11 protein-coding genes and 1 tRNA gene are annotated in these 17,084 nt (G+C 53.1%); 9 read left to right on the top strand and 3 right to left on the bottom strand.

The annotated features are described in order from the left end of the window. Positions 1 to 67 precede the first annotated feature (67 nt). Positions 68 to 1,510, bottom strand: coding sequence for an NADP-dependent succinate-semialdehyde dehydrogenase (gabD, locus tag AACW30_RS02715; RefSeq protein WP_124416146.1), 1,443 nt, complete (start codon positions 1,508 to 1,510; stop codon positions 68 to 70). 371 nt (positions 1,511 to 1,881) lie between these two features. On the opposite strand from gabD, the gene AACW30_RS02710 reads away from it, so the two are divergent. The 9 genes from AACW30_RS02710 (at position 1,882) to AACW30_RS02670 (ending at position 10,083) form a co-directional block, all read left to right on the top strand. Beyond that, positions 1,882 to 1,958: transfer RNA gene (locus AACW30_RS02710), tRNA-Arg, on the top strand. Positions 1,959 to 2,125: 167 nt separating this feature from the next. After that, positions 2,126 to 3,361, top strand: coding sequence for a tyrosine-type recombinase/integrase (locus tag AACW30_RS02705; protein ID WP_200624231.1), 1,236 nt, complete (start codon positions 2,126 to 2,128; stop codon positions 3,359 to 3,361). 282 nt (positions 3,362 to 3,643) lie between these two features. Continuing rightward, entirely contained in the window at positions 3,644 to 4,483 is an 840-nt protein-coding gene (locus AACW30_RS02700) for a hypothetical protein (RefSeq protein WP_234452573.1), read from the top strand. 100 nt (positions 4,484 to 4,583) lie between these two features. Next, positions 4,584 to 4,865, top strand: coding sequence for a helix-turn-helix transcriptional regulator (locus AACW30_RS02695; protein ID WP_200624230.1), 282 nt, complete (start codon positions 4,584 to 4,586; stop codon positions 4,863 to 4,865). After that, the gene (locus AACW30_RS02690) at positions 4,862 to 5,167 is read left to right on the top strand and encodes a hypothetical protein (protein WP_200624229.1); all 306 of its coding nucleotides are present in this window, start codon (positions 4,862 to 4,864) and stop codon (positions 5,165 to 5,167) included. Before AACW30_RS02695 ends, AACW30_RS02690 begins: the two co-directional genes overlap by 4 nt. Positions 5,168 to 5,696: 529 nt before the next feature. Next, complete coding sequence (locus AACW30_RS02685; RefSeq protein WP_003175982.1) at positions 5,697 to 5,981, top strand: hypothetical protein; 285 nt, start codon at positions 5,697 to 5,699, stop codon at positions 5,979 to 5,981. Beyond that, entirely contained in the window at positions 5,978 to 6,250 is a 273-nt protein-coding gene (locus tag AACW30_RS02680) for a DUF3077 domain-containing protein (RefSeq protein WP_200624227.1), read from the top strand. Before AACW30_RS02685 ends, AACW30_RS02680 begins: the two co-directional genes overlap by 4 nt. Further along, complete coding sequence (locus AACW30_RS02675) at positions 6,247 to 9,135, top strand: DUF927 domain-containing protein (protein ID WP_200624226.1); 2,889 nt, start codon at positions 6,247 to 6,249, stop codon at positions 9,133 to 9,135. Before AACW30_RS02680 ends, AACW30_RS02675 begins: the two co-directional genes overlap by 4 nt. Positions 9,136 to 9,225: 90 nt before the next feature. Continuing rightward, on the top strand, positions 9,226 to 10,083 hold the full coding sequence (locus tag AACW30_RS02670) for a hypothetical protein (RefSeq protein WP_200624225.1): 858 nt from the start codon (positions 9,226 to 9,228) through the stop codon (positions 10,081 to 10,083). A 194-nt stretch (positions 10,084 to 10,277) separates the two neighbouring features. On the opposite strand, the gene AACW30_RS02665 is transcribed toward AACW30_RS02670, so the two are convergent. Further along, positions 10,278 to 13,715: an NACHT domain-containing protein gene (locus tag AACW30_RS02665; RefSeq protein WP_200624224.1), complete on the bottom strand. Its 3,438-nt coding sequence runs from the start codon at positions 13,713 to 13,715 to the stop codon at positions 10,278 to 10,280. Positions 13,716 to 13,940: 225 nt separating this feature from the next. Beyond that, positions 13,941 to 16,586: an AAA family ATPase gene (locus tag AACW30_RS02660; protein ID WP_200624223.1), complete on the bottom strand. Its 2,646-nt coding sequence runs from the start codon at positions 16,584 to 16,586 to the stop codon at positions 13,941 to 13,943. Positions 16,587 to 17,084 lie beyond the last annotated feature (498 nt).

Here is a 17,084-nt window from a genome sequence, read left to right as displayed (position 1 = left end):
AACGGTGTGAAACACGCAAAGGGTCAGCGCTCTCGTGCCCTCTGCGTTTGCCGCAAGCTCTTGCCGGTCAGATGCCCAGGCAGAGGTATTTGATTTCCAGGTAATCCTCGATCCCGTACTTGGAGCCTTCACGGCCCAGGCCCGACGCCTTGATGCCGCCAAACGGCGCCACTTCGTTGGAGATCAACCCGGTGTTGACGCCGACCATGCCGTATTCCAGGGCTTCAGCCACACGGAACACACGGCCCAGGTCGCGGGCGTAGAAATAGGAAGCCAGGCCAAACTCGGTGTCGTTGGACATCGCGATCACTTCGGCTTCGTCTTTGAAGCGGAACAACGGCGCCAGCGGGCCGAAGGTTTCTTCCTTCGCCACGGCGGCATTTTTCGGCACGTCGACCAGAATGGTCGGCTCGAAGAAGTTGCCTTCCATCACCTTGCCACCGGCCAGCAGCTTGGCGCCTTTGCTCAGGGCATCAGCGATGTGCTCCTGAACCTTGGCCACGGCTTTTTCATCGATCAGCGGGCCGGTGGTAGTGCCTTCTTCAAGACCGTTGCCGATCTTGAGTTTGGCCACGGCCACTTTGAGTTTCTCGGCGAACGCGTCGTACACCGAATCCTGGATGTACAGGCGGTTGGCGCAGACGCAGGTCTGGCCGTTGTTGCGGTATTTGGAAATGATCGCGCCTTCGACGGCCTTATCCAGGTCCGCGTCGTCGAACACAATAAACGGCGCGTTGCCGCCCAGTTCCAGCGAGACCTTCTTGATGTCCTTGGCGCATTCGGCCATCAGCTGGCGACCGATTTCGGTGGAGCCGGTGAAGGACAATTTACGCACGATCGGGTTGCTGGTCAGCTCGCCGCCGATGTCGCCGGCACTGCCGGTGACCACGCTGAGCACGCCTTTAGGGATACCGGCACGGTGCGCCAGCTCAACCAGGGCCAGGGCCGAGAACGGCGTTTGCGAAGCCGGCTTGATCACCATGGTGCAACCGGCGGCCAGGGCCGGGCCGGCTTTACGGGTGATCATCGCGGCCGGGAAGTTCCACGGAGTAATTGCAGCGGTCACGCCAATCGGCTGCTTGATCACGATCAGGCGCTTGTCGGGCTGATGGCCGGGAATCACATCACCGTAGATGCGCTTGGCTTCTTCGGCGAACCACTCGATAAAGGAAGCGGCGTAGACGATTTCGCCCTTGGCTTCGGCCAGCGGCTTGCCTTGTTCCAGGGTCATCAGGCGACCGAGGTCGTCCTGGTTTTCGATCAGCAGCTCGAACCAACGGCGCAGCTTGTTGGCGCGCTCCTTGGCGGTCAGTGCACGCCAGGCCGGCAGCGCCTTGTCGGCGGCTTCGATGGCGCGGCGGGTTTCGGCGGCGCCCATCTTCGGCACGGTGCCGAGAATTTCGCCCGTGGCCGGGTTGTTGACCTTGATGGTTTGACCGTTGTCCGCATCGACCCAAGCGCCATCGATAAAGGCTTGTTGGCGGAACAACTGGGTATCTTTGAGCTGCATGTCGGCTTTCCTTAACAGCACCGCGCGCACGCGGAGCGAATTAGAGTTGTTGAAAGGCGCCTTGTGGGCTGCCGTCAGGGAAATCAGCCCCAGCGCGCGGCAAGAGTGAAAGAGCGCACGGGAGACAGAGCGTTTGAAATCTCAAACGAATCCTAGGATCAATGGGGGTACAGGGCAATAGTCTGTTCGAAAAAAAGAACGAAAACGGCGCATTTGCCGAATCTTTCTGATCAGCGTGATTCGGCCGCGTTCCACCCCATCGACCACCGGCGCCCAGCGCAGGGCCTCTGTGCAGCCAATTCCTACCCACAAACGGCCAAAGACCGGCATGGACGCCCAAGGACGACATGGGTATGATGTCGCCCGCACAAGCATCCGTAGCTCAGCTGGATAGAGTACTGCCCTCCGAAGGCAGGGGTCGTGGGTTCGAATCCCGCCGGGTGCACCATATAGCAGTCTCGGGCTGTCTCAGACAGTCTACGAAACACCCCAAGAAGCCCGCCCTGTGCGGGCTTTCTTGTTTCTGGCTATCCGTCCCTGTCTACCCCTATAACTTCCCGCCGTGTATGCCCACGTGTATGCTTTGAGATTCCTATAACTGGAGGCATACAGGAAGTGAAGCGCTCTGAAATCAAACGCCGCCCCTTAGCAGACACCACGCTTGCAGGCCTGGAGCCTGAGCACGCTACGTATAGGGAGCAGGACGGGAATGGTCTGTACTTCCGGGTAAAACCTAACGGGCAAAAATCGTGGGAGCTGCGCTATAAAAAGCCAGACGGTAAATGGTCTTGGTTAGGCCTCGGCGGATACCCGGAAATCAGTGGTTCTTTGGCGAGACAGAAAGCAGCCCAACTGCGGGAAGATGCATCGACCGGCAAAAATCCATTGGTGAGCAAACAAGCTCGGAGGGTTGCAGACCAGGTCGCTGCTAACAACACTTTTGAGGCGTTAGGCCGTGAGTGGTTTGAGGCCAGACGCAAAAGCTGGGAGTCAGGTACGTCTCGACGAGTGCTTGGCGCACTGGAGCTTCACGTGTTCCCCGTGTTCGGCAAACGCGTATACACAGAAATACTGCCCCTGGAGTGGATGGAGTTTCTACGCGGCATGGAGCAGAAGGGGATCATTGAGCAAATGGGCCGAGTTCGCGCCTTTTGCAAAGAGATCTATGACCTGGCCCGCGTAACAGGACGAGCCGTCCACAACCCCCTTGAAGGTCTCAGCAAATTCCTGCAGTCACGTAGCGCTGAAAACTATGCACACGTTTCGATTGAAGAACTGCCTGCGCTACTTCGAGCGATCAACTCCTACCCTCACGCAAAGGACGTTCGTATAGGGCTTCGCTTGCTTTCCTTATTAGCATCGCGTCCGAGCGAGATTCGAGAAGCACGCTGGTCAGAAATCGATCTCTCCAAAAAGTTATGGACGATCCCTGCCGAACGAATGAAGCGTCGACGCGAACATGTAGTGCCTCTCTCTCGACAGGCAGTCGAAGCACTCACGGAGTTACGGACACTGACAGGTGGGTACCCTCTACTATTTCCCGGCAGGAAAGACAGGACAATCCCCCGTAGCAACACCGTCTTTCTGATGGCACTCCGCAGACTGGGGTATGCCGGTCGGCAAACAGGCCACGGCTTTCGTCACATCGCGAGCACAATACTCAATGAGCAGGGTTTCGATGAGAATCACATTGAGGCCCAGCTCTCTCATGCAAAGGAGGGGATTGCCGGGGTCTATAACAAAGCGGTGTACCTGCCTCAGCGCAGAGTGATGATGCAGTGGTACTCCGATCACCTTGATGCCCTAGTGAGTGGAAATGTCGTGCAGGGGCAATTTGGAAAGACAGTATGAGAGCACATACCCAACCCCGCTCTAAAACCGGTGTAACGGGTGTTACTCGTGTAACGCCCATCGCCAAGTGCCCGAATTCATTGGCTTTCACACCCGTTACACAGTTCAGCAGCTTAACGTACATGCGATGTAACACTGCCCTTGCGTGTAACGCCAAAGTCTTTACACGCCTGCTGTGGGCAAGCGGTCTAAACCTGCGCCTACAAAACGGCTTTCGCTGGCTACTCGCTTTGAATGCAGGGCGCGGGACTCCCCGTTACACGGTGCCTGAGACAGTTGGCAATGAATGATCACCAACTCATTTTGCATTTGGCGTTAAGCCGAGGCTTGTTCAGTTATCTCTCTACGCAACCGCTCTATGACCTCTGCCGTGAGCAGGTCGCTGACGCCTGCCGTTTGATCGACCAATGCTTTCTGCGCATTCATGGTGACGATATCAACAAAGATCTTGCCAGCATGTGCATTCAGACGACGATCCATGAGGAGACAATTTTTCAGTATGCCTCCACCGACACTAGTGCACGCCTCGCGCATTGGGTCCGCCTGTACAGCAATTGCTACTCGGCATCAGAGCGTGATGCTCATTCTGCATACATCATGGCTTGTGCCGTAAAAGCGCTGGAAACGTTAGCCAACTGGATGCAGACAGCTGATCAAGAGGCTTGGTCTCATGCCTCTGAAGCTCCCACCGACTGGCCGAGGGCTCTCTACTGCCAGTTCGTCGAGATGCAGATCGATCCGGATGAGCGCATTCAAACACTTGATGATTACGCCCTCTATCTCAAACCGATCACATCCCTACACTGCCTGGCCGACGATGAACTAATACCCATCGCCGAACGAGCGATCAGAAATGCCATCCGCAAAAAAGGCGGCCTCATTAGCGGGATGGAGCGTAACGATGAGATTAGCGTTCGAGACGCCGCGATAGTTAAACAGGGACATCACTACCGCGCAGCGGGGATGCCCAAACGTAACGTCGCAACGAAGGTACATGCCTGGCTACAGCGTGAGGTCGCAAACCCTCCAAAACAAAGGCCTGAGTGGATTGCACTTGAGACCGAAAAATCCTTATCTCGCAAAAGAGTTGAGGCTATTCTCAAACGCTATTTCGTACTGTAAGCCAGAAATTTCAATCGGATTTCAATTGGAAGTGAACTGCTCACCTCCGACCTCGACCTAGATCATTGCTCTCAGTCCTAACCAGTCGAGAGCAAGACCTATGAAAGCCTCTACCACCGAACTCCCTGGCTTTAGCCCAACCATTCAAAACCCCATCTTTGACGCATCTTCGACATTGATCCGTATGCCCGAGGTCGAGCGGATCGTGGGCATGAAGCGTTCCACCATCTACAAACTCATGCAGCGCACAGATAGCGGCTTTCCCCTGCCTGTCAAACTGAGCAACAGCAACGCTCGCGGTGCACCCGTAGCTTGGGTTTTATCTGAAATCCAAACATGGGCACGAAGTCGCATAGAGGCTCGCGACCAGGTGGCAGCATGAAAAATCGAGTCGCCAATAAGGCCATTTTGCAGCCCTTTTCTGTACTCAGAACAGTCGGATTCACGCCTCGGTGGATGCAGCGCTTCGAACGCTACCGCACTGAGCAAAAACGCCTGAATCGGGACGTGATGGTGATGCGATGGGCAGACGGCATCTGGTGCACATTGTCAGTTCCCTGCCAAGCCCCCCGGGCAATCATCGTAGACGAAGGCCAACAAATAGACGCCTACGAAGATGCACGCGCTTGCCTCGATAGCGACTTCTTGCCCTTTGTTTCCCTGAGCTGGGAAATCCATGCCTGAAATGAAAACGCCCCCGGCGGCAACCGGAGGCGTTGAGGTAAATCTACATGCCTAATCAATTTATGCCGCATCAAAAAATTCCGCAAGCCATCAGCACAGTTGCACTTTCAAAAAACGAACGTTACTCTTCGCTTGTCGCTGCAAATTCAGCGACCGGGCGTAGGAACCCGATAACTAGTAGGCGCATCAGCGCCCAGATCACAACTGCCGGCGTTTTTTTTCGTCCGCAGTTACGTGTTATGGCGGCTGTGTGCGGGCAGGCTTCGGCCTGGCCGGGTGCCTACTATCCCGGTATTCCTACCCCGTGCACAGCTGCCACCCAATCCCGTAGGAAGGACGGTGGCGGCTCCAGTCTGAAAGTAGGAGCTCACCACATGCACGCCCTCAATCCCTCCAAAATTCGCGCCGCCGCTCATCGAGCTATGGCTCTCGCCGCTTTACACGCCAACTCCAGCCTCGCTACACGCCTTTCCCGTTACAACGCCCATATGTCCAAGGCTCGCGCCCTGGAAGCCGCAGGGGGTGCCCAATGAGCATGCTCCCAGGCTTCTCACTTCCCGAGGATCTGCTCTGCGTCAGCCAGGACGCCGAAGCCGGTATTCCCATCGATGCCATCACCTGCGCCCTCGACCGTGCCGACTCAGTTCTGATGCTGCTGGAAGATCATTTAGACGGAGATAAACCCGTACTCTCCAACCGCGTGCTGTCATCCGTCATTTGGGACGTGCGCGGAACCTTGGGCTTGATCAAAACACTCGCCTTGTACGGTGATGCCTCCTCTGTGCCAATGGGCCAGAAAGGCGGTGCTCTGTGACCCACTCCAGCACGCTTGGACGCTCCGAGTTTTCCCCTGCCAACGGTAACGGCCAGAACCTGTTTCGGGTGAATGCCGGTATCCCGCTGGAAGACGCACTTGGAGCCGTCTCCCAGATTATGCACCACGCCAATCAACTGATCCTCGACGCCGCCATCAGCGATGCGGGCGAGCGTTTTAGTTGGCCTGCGTTCTACCTCGGCGAGATGGCGAAGGCGCTGATCGACGACGTAAACGAAACGTTGCTTGAGTCGAGGACCGCACCATGACTCAGCGCACAGGCAACACCTCAAAACGCCCGAGCTTCGCTGACGTAAAAAGCGCTGCCCTGAAGAACATCGACCGCGTGCTTGCTCACTGGCTGCCGAACGGCAAACGCGTCGACGGCGGCAAGGAGTACACCGCACCAAACCCGACGCGCACGGACAAACGTGCAGGCTCACTCAAGGTCAATTTGAGCAAAGGCACCTGGGCGGATTTTGCCACCGGCGATAAGGGCGGCGACCTGATCGACCTGGTGCGCTACATCGACGGTGGCACCGATGTTGAAGCCTGCAAAAAGCTGGCGGATCTGCTCAGCGTTTCCGCAGGATCTGCAACCACCCAAAGCGCACCGGCCAAAAGCGCAACACCGGAGTGGATCGCGATTCAGCCGATCCCGGCCGAGGCCGTGAACAAGTGCCCGGCCAAACATCGGCAACACGGCGCCCCGTCCAAGGTGTGGATCTATCGCGATGTGCAGGGCCAGCCAGTCATGGCGCTGTATCGCTTCGACCTGGGCCCCGATGAAGACGGCAAACCGAGGAAGGTCTTTGCTCCGCTGACCTGGTGCAAGCGCTCCGATGGACAAACCACACAATGGCGTTGGCAAGGATTACCGGAGCCTCGGCCTCTGCTGCGCCTGGATGAGCTGGTACAGCGCGCCGATGCGCCCGTGGTGTTGTGTGAGGGAGAGAAAGCAGCTGATGCCGCTGCTGAGCTGATGCCGGGCTACGTTGCCACGTGCTGGCCGAACGGCTCCAACTCTTGGCACAAGGCTGACCTGGCACCACTATCAGGGCGCACGGTGGTGCTGTGGCCGGATAACGATGTGAGCGGCAAGGTCTGCATGGACGCCATCCAGCTCAAGTTGATTGAGCTGGGCGCCGCTTCAGTGCAACGAGTTGCGCTCGACGTGTTCAATCTTAAGCCCAGCAGCAAAGGCGGAAAGCCGACACTCGTCAAAGGTGGAAAATGGGCTGACGGAGACGATGCAGCAGACGCATTAGCCAAAGGCTGGACTGCTGGTCACGTAGCCGAGCTGGTGCGCAGCGGTGAGTTTTTCGGCGGTGCCGCTGAGCCAACTGAACCCCAAGAAAAGAAGGCCAAAGCGCCCGCCAAACGCCCCGCGAAATCGAAAAATGATCTGTTGCCGGGCGGCTTTCGCCTCACCGCTGAAGGGGTGTTCTATTCCGGCGATGATGGTGAGGCACGCCCCGTCAGTTCGCCTCTCGAAATCATCGCTCGCACTCGCGACGACAAGGGACACAACTGGGGCTTGTTGGTTGAGTTCGATGACCCGGACGGCGCTAAAAAACGTTGGAACATTCCAGCCCGAACCATGACCGGCGACTTCGGCAAGGACGTACTCGGTCCACTGGTAGATATGGGTTTGCGCCTTGCAGGAAGTCGATCCGGGCGTAACGCACGCAATGATCTGCAGAGTTATCTCGGCGGCTTCGACAGCGACCAGCGCGCACGCTTGGTAACGCGCTTGGGCTGGCATGACAAGGCGTTTCTATTGCCCGAACAACAGATTGGCTCGCACGTCGAACACCTGCATTTCTATGACGCAGGTGCCCAGCTGCCGCCGATCAGCGAAGCGGGTTCTCTGGAGCAATGGCAGCAGCAAATAGGCGCACTGTGCATTGGCAACCACCGCTTGGCGTTCGTTGTCTCTGTAGCATTTGCAGGGCCTCTGCTGAACCTGCTAGGTCATGAGTCGGGTGGCTTCCACCTGTATGGCGACAGCTCCGGGGGCAAGACCACTCACCTGCAAGTCGCTGCTTCGGTTTATGGCGGGCCGCGCCTAGTGCGTTCATGGCGCTCGACAGATAACGCCCTGGAGTCCATCGCAGCCGCCCATTCAGACGGGCTCCTGGTACTGGATGAAATCGGCATGTGTGACCCGCGCATTATTGGCGAGACGGTGTACATGCTCGGCAATGGCACTGGTAAAGCCCGGGCGAATGATCGAGGACAAGCGGGCCGACAGGTGCAGGAGTGGCGCTTGCTGTTTCTCTCGACCGGCGAGAAGACGTTGGCGCAGCACATGGCGGATGCCAACAAGGAGCTGAAAGCCGGTATGGAGGTGCGCATGCTTGCCGTCCCTGCCGATGCGAGCAAAGGTCTCGGCATGTTCGATGTGCTGAACGGATTTGAAGACGCAGCCGCCCTCTCCGATGCGCTCAAGGCCCGTGTAGCCAAATACTACGGCACACCCCTCAGCGCCTTCCTGCACGCACTGTGCGCGCCAGGAGAAATGCTCAGGTGGTCGGTGATCATTCGCCGCACGGTGGAGCAGTTCATCACCCAAAACCTGCCGGCGTCGGCCAGTGGTCAGGCGCAACGTGCCGCCCTCCGCTTTGGGCTCGCAGCAGCGGCCGGAGAGTTGGCTACCGCCTTCGGCGTCACCGGCTGGCCGGATGGCACGGCCACGACCGCTGCACGGGTTTGCCTGCATGCGTGGCTAGCCGAGCGTGGCGGCGCCGGAAATTTCGAGGGTGATGCGATCTTGACTCGACTGCGCCAGGTCATCGAGCGCTTTGGAGAAAGCCGCTTTACCCGCTGGGAATCTGCCGCCGCCAAGATCGACGAACACGGCCCACGCACGATTGACCGGTTGGGCTTTCGCAAGACGATGGAATACGGCATGGGCGATGCCCTGCACACCACCAACACCTACTACGTGCTGCCGGAAGCATGGCGCTCCGAAATCTTCCGAGGCATGAACCTGAGTGCGGTTAACAAAGAGCTCCTGCGACGAGGCGTTTTAGAGCCGGGAAAGGATGGCAAAGCTTCGACCGCAGTGCGACTACCTGGGCTGGGCTTGCAGCGTTGCTATGTGGTTATCGCAGTGCCAGAACAAGGTGATCACGGCGCCCAGGCGGCCTAAAACGGCAGCGCCATGAGGAATGCAGGCTCACTTTGGCCTGGCCCGCCAACGAAAAAAAACCAATCAACCTCTCGCCTTTAGGAACGCAACATGAACCAGCTAAAACAGCAACAAGCCGCTTTGATTCAAGAACTGGAAACACTGGAAGAAAGCCTGCCGAAACTGGAGGCCGAATGGCGCAACGCACCCAGCGGATTCAGTGCGAATGGCAACGTAATTGGGAGCCCGGAGGGTCGCGAGGCTATGGAGAAAGTTTCAAGCGTCGAAGCCCGGATACATGTGATTCCAGGCGAGCTCGCATCAATTAATCGGAAAATTAAGCACCTGGAGCAGCTTGAAAAAATTGATCAGATCAAAACTGATGCGATTCAAGCGATGACCGATGCAACAGCTGAAGTCGAAGCGCTGGAACGGAAAAAAACGCACTTGAGTGAGCGGTTTCAGACAATTCAATCAGAAGCCAATCAATCCCTGGAAAAGGCGCAACAAGCCGAGCGCGACGCTGCAACATACTACGCCAAAAGCCTGGCAAGCGGTGACGCCGAAGGGGAAAAATCAGCAAGCGGCGAAATGCAAAAGGCGGCTAAGCAATTGGCAACAACGGACGAGCAGGTCAGAAGGCAAGACCTTATCCTCAGTGCTCTCCAAGTCGAGCTTGATACTCTTGAGGCTCAAATCACGAATGCCCGCCAACGTGCAGATGAAGCCAAGACCGCAGTATTGAACGCGGTCGGGTTTGCCTTTAACGAGGAATGGAACGCTGCGACCGAGCAACTTCTCGCTGTAGGCGCCCGAATAATTGCCCTCAGCTACCTAAAAGGAGGAATGGGCGATGCCTTGTCTGGACTAGAGGTGCCTCGCTTCGGCCCTTTCCATTCAAGACTTAATCGTTCCGATTTGGCAGCTGCGGCCCGTAATATTTCCCTTGACGACCTAATCGCCGCGTAACCCCGAAATCAGCCCGCTCTCGCGGGCTGTTTACTCCACCCATCAGCACGACTGGACAGATGCGCAACTGCAGCGACCATGCCGTTATTCTGAATTTGTTCTGAACTGGTAGCCGTCTACACTCCAACCAGCTACACGTTAAGCCCCAGGATACAAAAAACCAAGCCAACATCACTTGTCAGCTTGGCTCAATACTAAATTTCGACGACATCGTCCTCGACATTGTTCGCATGTAAAGAATTACGCCTACTGGCCTTCACTTTCGTAATTAAAGCCGCACTCGGCCACCCAATCGTTTCTAAAACCTCCATGACTCTTTCGTCAGAAGCCAGCAAACTTGACAACCCCCCGACAGACTCTGTGCTATTAAAAAAAGAGCTGCGAAGGACAATTGATAACTTTATTTTCGGCTCATCTAATCCTGAAGCAATGGAAATTAACTCTGCAATCGGAGACATACTCTCCTCATCATAGCCTTTACGAAGGTAGACCCAAACATCATACAATATTAACCACGCCGCAAAGTTCACATCATCAACGCTATATTTACCATCTTTAATCCTGACCGCCAAATCTAGCCATTCATCAGGATCAAAGTACTTATTAAAACTTAACGGCAACAACTTCAGCGAACCTCTAAAAGCTTCGCCCCAATAAAAATCAAAGCTCTCCTCAAAAGCGACCTCTAACGACGGAACTAAGTAATTCGAGAAAACATCCGTTTTCCTGATCCCCTCCCAGTAAGAGTCATCGTACGATCCATTGGTGCCTACTAGACTTCTTCTCAACGAAGATATTGGAAAAGCCTGACTTCGACCGCGACGCATCAACCTCCTCTCATCTTCAAATTTTATCCCTAATTCTTCGAATTTCTGACGCTCATCCAGGGCATCATAAAACCTTTCCACACCTGTTGGTCGTGATAGGTTCTCACTAAGCCAAACTTTGATTGCAGGCGCCAAAAATGACCTAACTTGCTTCTTATTAGTATGGCTAGAACCGCGAAGTGCATTACCTAATGCTTTGATCATCGTAGGATGCATGGTAGTCGATGCACAGGCGATTGCCGCGAGGTGCAAGCCATGATCATGATGTGGACCAAAATTTCTAGAGAACATTAGAAACAGTTCTCGATCGAATAATTTTTCCGCTTGATTAGATGGATCAAGAAGCATCAAAACACCAAGACCAACAGTTGATGCCGCATTTGCCTCAGAGTTCTTAGTAGCCCATTCATTATAGACATACCTCAACTTACCCAATGGACCGCCACCAACAACAAAGTCAGACCTTGATAAAACCAGCGCATTAAACACAGCACAAGTTTCTTCGGACATACTTATATCAAGACCGGAGCAACCTCCATCTAAACCCGGATAACCCAAAGAATAGCTTATTAATGCCAGCCTTAGCCTATTGGAAGCTGAGGCTCTTTGAAACTGCGAATTAAATGCTGACAATGCATGAGAGAGATTAATAGCATCTTTTGTCACAAGCCCTTCGACAGACTGTTTCAAGTCAACAAAGTCTTCTATCTCCTGACATAAAGCGAGTGCATTATGCGTGACGGAAAATATATCCTCAGCACGAAGCTCCGCAGCTTCAATAGAATCTCTGAGAAGCCCCAAAAGTAGCAGTGCCGTATCTCTCGTACTAGCGGAACTAGGTTCATCCAAAAGCTTATCAATAAAAAATGCCTTGCCGGAAGAAGACTTTAGGCTTGCAACTAACAGACGAACTACTTCTCTCCATCGTGGATTTTGTAACGCACCATGCAACTCATCCCAAATTGACTGGGCTCCTCTAGTCTCGCCGAAAGCCAGGAGGTAAGTCGCACAAAGGTATTCTTGAAAGGTAAGGTGAATAAAGCTATATAATCCGTCACCGGCTTCAACAAGTAACCCAGCAGAGTTTTTTATGAAAGAAAGGAAAGCCTCAGCCTGATCTTCGGCATGATCATCAGCCTCCTTAATAGACTCATACTTTTTTATATGGTCAGTTAAAAACTCCAATAGCTCTTTATGCTCCGCAACTGAACGCCCTTGCGCGCGAACGCTCCTGGTATGCATCCAATAAGCAATTGATTCGACTCTAACTCGATTACGCTGCTCAATTCGCCCCTTTACTACTTCTTCATCGTTACGCTTTGCCTTATACCATGTATTCAGCAGTGTCTCTGTGCACTTCTGATAGAGCACTACTCGTTGATCAGGCAATACCGCATCAATTCTATGCACTAGAGCAACGATAGTGAGCAACAATGGATTTCTAGCTAAAGCCCTGATTGAGTCACTTTCAGGAGACACAATCACCCTGATTAGATCATTCGCGTTTCTATCCCTCTCGTTGACGTCCTCAACTCTTAAAGAATACCAATCGATAATAAAATTCTTCACTTCCTCAATCTTTAGCTTGGCAACTCGAAAGTGGTTATAAGATTCGTCGAATCGCGCCTCGGCCTCATATCCAACTATTCTAGAGGACAAAATAATTGTATTACCCGGAAAATTAGATGTAAACGATTCAACTCGATGCCTTACAATGTTCTTGAATTGGTATCCCGGCAACTCATCCAGCCCATCAAAAAGCACAACTGCCTGCCCAGTTTCTAGATAATACTCATAGAAAGCGGGGCTTAAACCACTCAAGTTAAAGTCAGCTTCCGCAACTTTTCTAACGTATTCAAGAATGGATAAATTCTTGTCAATCTTAAGCTCATCTGCATAGCGCCGCAAAGTCACAACTATAGTTAACCTGCCATCTGCAAAGTAACCGCATCGAGACTGCAGTCGCTCGCTTATCCCTGCCAATGCTAAAAAGGCTAACAATGTAGACTTGCCAGACCCCGGATCACCCAATATCACAGATCGAGATCCTGGTTCTAAAAGGCTAAGCGCTTCTATTCTCGGAGTTTGATCAGTCTCTTCACTAGCTCGTTCAGAAACCAAAGACAATGGAATGTAGATATCCTCAAGAGGAATTCGTCTAGAAGTTTCCTCTTTGTATACAGACATACCAACAAATTCAATCCGTCCATATCTGCGACGCATATTTTCATCATACTGAGCTCTTAGCTCATGGATAGTTTTTCGCCTTTCAACCCCTAAATTTACGTGCCCCGGATAATAATATAAACACAGGTGATGCGTCTGAAGAAACAGATCTTGAAGTTTTGAATGGCCAATATGATCTAACTCAAGCTTGTCTTTATATTTCACCTTCAACTTTTCAAACCATCCAACGTCGCCTCCTCCCTTACGCTGCGCTGGATTTTTGAAATCATCCGGAGTAACTAGAATCCACCTTACCAAATTCAGAGTTTCATTGCGTTCTAAAGCATTATCCAATGACTTAATAATTTCCTGGCGATGATCATTACTTAAAGGGGAAGAAAAAAATTTATATTGATACCCTATAGCACTGCTAGATTGTTTTGTTCGTGAAAAACCGTCCAGACCTTCAAAATCTCCAGAAGCATCATCAAAAAGGTTGAATTCTTCCCCCCTTCGTTTTGCATCATTAAATAGTAATAAGCCAACTATCCTCCCAAACTCTTTGCCCCCCTCAGTACCAGAGGCAAGAATTTTGCTTAATGCTGGAACCGCATTCACCCGCTGTCCTACTGCTGTCATTTCTTTATCTTCCTGATATTAATACGCACAATTACAAGCTCAAACAACTACGACGCCATTACTATTACTTTTTTGATTTCTGAAAAACGCCACTTCTAAATCGAAAGTGAGGTTTGGCCAGTTAAAGTTGGTGACATGTTGGCTGGGCAGTGTATAGGATGTTACTGGCAGCATTCATGACGGGCCTGTCCGCTACATCATGGAGGCTATTTTCACAATGTACTTTTAACGGTTACGTAGCCTCAAAGCATTCATCCCTTCCATTAAACCAACCAGTTGCTCAACCACCCCCTCATCAAAGTCTTCCCGGTCCTGCTCCTCGTGAGTTCCTTTGTTCAAGTACTGCCATAACAACGTCTGCTCAGGTATTCCGAGAATCTGCCCCAATCCATCCAGCAAAGGCTGCTTGTCAATATGTTCGAATGTGCCCGCGGCATTCAGTCTTGCGCGGAGACCATCGCACAAATTTCGCAATGAGGGCTGATCTCCCACACCAGCCAACTTGACACTGATTAAGCCTAAGTCGCATTGCCCCAACCATCGCCATATCTTGTTAGCGAGCATTTCTAACGCCTGTCTGCACGGCTGAAGAGCCCCACGATGGTCTCCTCGGTCAACAGCAGCCCTAGCGTTTATAAGATAGGCTTGTGGCGGTAGATCTCGCAGAACGCGCGGATGATGATCGCCGGTGTGATGACGAAACGTGTAAGACAACCACTGAGCTCTATCAACATGGTTCTGGATGTCCTTGATGAATTCATTGCTGTGGCAGGTCACGATGATCTGCGTATTGGCAAAGCGTCTACTCTGGAACAGGGCCTCCCTAATTCCCTGACGATGCTCATGGTCAATAGCATTGATCGCGTCATCGAAGATCACCGTAGGCGCCTGGATGTTGGAAGCCTTTGCCAACAAGATGGCCAATCCCAAACAGCGGACGTGCCCCTCACTCAGTACCTGCAGAGCATCAACACGCGCTTGCGGGGAGCCTTGAAAACTCAATTCGATACGACCGTCCCCACCAATGGGTAGGTGAAGTGCTGCCAGTTTGTCTTCCGGTGCATCACGGACGTTGAACTCGTTGTACAATTCCATGGCCAAATTGTTCAGACCTGCCAACAACGTTCCCGGTAGCTCCGATCGGTAATGCCTTAGCAGGCCCAAAAATTCATTGTAGGCGACTTGAATTCTTACCTCTGCTACAACTTGTGTCTCTTCCTCCGCAGCAGCAGCGATCAGTCCGGCGTTCTGCGCATCAAAGGCATCGATACGCTGACGGGCCCCCGCAATGGCTGCGATAGTTTGTTGGCGTCGGGTTGCCTGTTCAACTACTACGATGCGGGCAACGGAAAGTCGATCCCGCTCTGCAATCACTCGCGCACGCTGCTCCAAGTTTTGCTGAGTAACGGCATCCGCTTCCTCCAACAGCCGCGCGTAGTTAACTGCTTGTTGTGACAGCGAAACACCCCCGGCTACAGGGTTGTACCCTGGCCTCCACCATGCCGTATCGGGTCGAACACCTGGATTTGCCAAATAGCGAATAACTTCATGCTCACTGTCGACCGTAGCGCCGACGCGATGGGCAAAATTAGCGAAGTATGCGCTTAATGCATCTGAGGCAAGCCGCCGCTCATCAACAGCTGCTTGGAACCTCTGCTTGAGCTGAGTCAGCTCTCGCAGATGCTCAAGACCCTGTGCAGCCTTTAAAAAAGGATCAATGTGGACATGCTGCTCCCCAACAATTGCAGTCTCGCATGCTGGGCAACGATCAGGAGAAAGCGCTTGTAGCTCAAGAACTGCAGTGTAGAGGTCTTGATAGGTAGCGCCATCCTGCTGCAAGGCCAGTTGACCAGCAAGCTCCTCAACAAGTTCGTGAGACTCATCTGCTGCGCGAAATACTGTAAGAAGATCCTGCTGCCGAATACCCAGAAGGGCCGGCGCAGGTTGGTTCAGTATATCTATCAACGCCTGCAGTCTACCGGGGACGTCGTTAGAACCCACCGCCTGTTGCAACTGGGCATACGTCAACCCGGCTTGAAAAGCCTCCGCGTACTCCCGCTCAGCCAGATCAAGTGCAGAAATACTCTCAGCCTCACCAGCAAGTAGTTCGATGTCATGAGCGATCGCTTGACGTCTCCGTGTCAGCTCCTGACCTTGCACAGGCAGAAGCGACAACTGCCCATCAATTGACTCATTAAACTGACCTACGAACTCGTTGAAGTGGTCCATACCAAACAGCGCGGCTATTAGCTCTGTCTTTTGACCGGCAGGTTTCGCAGCGATCCTCGAGAAGGAATCAATACGGTTTTTCTCAATGAAGCAGAACCGATAAGCATCGGTATCCGCCTGAACGGCAACTCGCTGGCCTTGTGGGTCCAACGCCGTCAACTGAGGGGGTACAAACCGACCTTCATGGACATTACGTAGATACTGAGCAGCATCAATTCGCTTTTGCGCCCCCTCATCTACAGCTCCGAGCAGGGCAAACTCGAGCGCCTCGCAAAGGCTGGTCTTGCCGCTACCATTGGGACCATAAAACAAAACGATGCGCCGTGTGAGGTCAAACGCCTCAGCATTCCGAAAACCTCGGAACGGCCCAAGGGAGAGATGACATAACTTCTCCCAATGCCATCCTGCACCTGCTGCTATTTGTTCCAGCATAGGTTGGCCCGGATCACTAGCAAGGAACCGCTCGCGCGCCAGATCGACTAGATGTACCGACCGCTGGCTCCGATGACGTGTAGTTGCACTGACACTTTCAAAGTTGTCCAGGACCAGCCGTCCAAAACGACGCACGTCTTCTGGTACCTCTCCGTCAGGTCGATGAAGCCATTGAATGAAGTGCTGATAGTCGTGTTCTGCAGACGCCATCCCTACCTCCGCTGTAGTCGCATGACTGTGATCAGGCACAGCCCTTCTTCGCCTAGCATTACGTGTTCGTTGCTAATCGCCCCATCTTCAAGCGCCTCATCCGTGACTGGAAGTATTCAGCTCGAGACACAGTCTCTAGATGTAACACCTATATAGCTTATAACACCACCTTTTGATCGTTGCGCACAGAGGTGTGACCATCTAAATATCTATAAAAAATATAAAGATAAATAAATTTGCAATACCCGTAACATCTGTAACATCAGATTTTAGAACCCCTGGCCCCCGTGATGGATACACCTCCAGCGACATAAGGTCATGATCATGACAGAACCATCCATTGAAAGGGGCCCTTGGGCGTTTGACTAAATGCAGGGTTGGAAACCAGCGTGACCGTGTTGGTGTAAAGATGCACAGCTTGTTGAACAGTTGGACCAGGTGAACCTGGTTAACTCCAGTTCACCTGTGCATATGCCCTACTCTTTCAGCCATCTGCGA

Source organism: Pseudomonas sp. MF6747, assembly GCF_963890955.1.
Lineage (GTDB): Bacteria > Pseudomonadota > Gammaproteobacteria > Pseudomonadales > Pseudomonadaceae > Aquipseudomonas.
The sequence above is the reverse complement of the archived record's forward strand: the minus strand, read 5'-3'. Positions and strand labels throughout refer to the sequence as shown.